The organism is Methylobacterium sp. B4 (assembly GCF_003201865.1).
GTDB lineage: Bacteria > Pseudomonadota > Alphaproteobacteria > Rhizobiales > Beijerinckiaceae > Methylobacterium.
This window is the reverse complement of sequence record NZ_QJJJ01000057.1, coordinates 1-1,171: the sequence shown is the minus strand read 5'-3', so window position 1 is coordinate 1,171 and position 1,171 is coordinate 1. Positions and strand designations below refer to the sequence as shown.

General features: G+C 68.6%; 1 protein-coding gene. It reads left to right on the top strand.

Translation table 11 applies throughout. From position 1 onward, the window contains the following. Positions 1-1,171 (top strand): oxalate/formate MFS antiporter (gene oxlT / locus BY998_RS23830; RefSeq protein ID WP_110354162.1); only part of this gene is annotated, 1,171 nt, incomplete at both ends.

The window sequence follows — 1,171 nt, the reverse complement described above, 5'->3', positions numbered from 1 at the left end:
GGCTGGACCCTGTTCGTCGACCCCATCGACCAGCAGCACCACTGGGGCCGCACCGCGATCCAGTTCGCCTTCACCATCTTCGTGGCCACCGAAACCTGGCTCGTGCCCATCGAGACCTGGTTCGTCGACCGCTACGGACCGCGCGTCGTGGTCTTCTTCGGCGGCGTGATGATCGCCCTGTCCTGGACCCTCAACGCCTACGCCGATTCCCTCTTCCTGCTCTACGCGGCCGCCGTCATCGGCGGCATCGGCGCGGGCTCGGTCTACGGCACCTGCGTCGGCAACGCCCTGAAGTGGTTCCCCGATCGCCGGGGTCTCGCCGCGGGCGCGACCGCGGCGGGCTTCGGCGCCGGCGCGGCGATCACCGTGATCCCGATCGCCAACATGATCGCGTCGAGCGGCTACGCCCAGGCCTTCCTCGTCTTTGGCCTCGGCCAGGGGCTCGTCGTCGTCCTGCTCTCGTTCCTGCTGCGCAAGCCCACCGTCGCCGTGCCGATCCGGCGCAAGAACCTGCGCCTGCCCCAGACCAAGGTCGACCGCAGCCCGCGCGAGGCGGTGCGCACGCCCGTGTTCTGGACGATGTACGCCCTGTTCGTGATGGTCGCCTCCGGCGGCCTGATGGCGGCGGCCCAGATCGGCCCGATCGCCCACGACTTCCATGTGGCCGGCGTGACGATGAACCTGTTCGGGCTGCAGATGGCGGCGCTGACGCTGGCGATCTCGCTCGACCGCATCTTCGACGGGTTCGGCCGGCCGTTCTTCGGCTGGGTCTCGGACAACATCGGCCGCGAGAACACGATGTTCATCGCCTTCACCATCGCGGCCACGGCCTGCATCCTGCTGCTGGGCTACGGGCGCAACCCGGTGATGTTCGTGCTGAGCACGGCGATGTACTTTGCCGTGTTCGGGGAGATCTACTCGCTGTTTCCGGCGACCTGCGGCGACACCTTCGGCTCGACCTACGCGGCGAGCAATGCCGGGCTTCTCTACACGGCCAAGGGGACGGCGGCCTTCCTCGTGCCCTTGGCCAGCGTTCTGTCGTCGGCCTATGGCTGGTCGGCGGTGTTCGGGCTGATCATCGCCCTGAACATCTCGGCCGCGGCCCTGGCCGTCTTCGTGCTGAAGCCGATGCGGCGGCGCTACCTCGCCGCGGAGGCCGAAATCGCCGAGG